Source organism: Vibrio sp. 10N.222.49.C9, assembly GCF_041474985.1.
Lineage (GTDB): Bacteria > Pseudomonadota > Gammaproteobacteria > Enterobacterales > Vibrionaceae > Vibrio > Vibrio crassostreae_C.
The window spans coordinates 1-495 of the sequence record NZ_JBFRVD010000816.1 but is presented as its reverse complement, the minus strand read 5'-3'; the positions used below and the strand labels follow the sequence as shown (position 1 = coordinate 495).

The following is a 495-nucleotide window of genomic DNA, read 5'->3' as shown; positions in this document are numbered from 1 at the left end:
CTATAAAGAAAATCACCTGCAGTAACGGTGGGTCGCAGGATTATACCGAAGCCTACTAAAAACGCAATCCTGTTTGAGAGTTTTTTGAACACTTTTTAGTGCATAACGCCAGAATACAAGGTGTGAGTGCCTCGACTATATCTTAGCTACAGCATTAGCTAGGCAAGGTGTTCCTCTGCTAAATAGTCATTGCTCTGCATCTCAGTAAGTCGCGATTCACAGCGCTGAAATTCAAATTCAAGTCGTCCACCGGCATACAGCTCGGTCAAAGGCACTGTAGCGGCAATAATAAGGCAGACGCGCCTTTCATAGAACTCATCCACTAAGGCAATAAAGCGCCTCGCTGCATCATCATTGCTCGCATCCAACTTAGGCACATCAACTAGCAACACCGTGTGATACTCCTTCGACAACTCAATATAATCATTTTGACTGCGAGCGGTTTGGCACAACTGAGCAAAACTTGCCATCAACACACCATTGTATGCCCTTTGC

General features: G+C 45.3%; 1 protein-coding gene. It reads right to left on the bottom strand.

What is annotated here, in order from left to right:
• Window positions 1–158 precede the first annotated feature (158 nt).
• The coding region (gene zapE / locus AB4585_RS25750) for an AFG1/ZapE family ATPase (protein ID WP_372171616.1) at window positions 159–495 on the bottom strand (337 nt) is incomplete at its 5' end.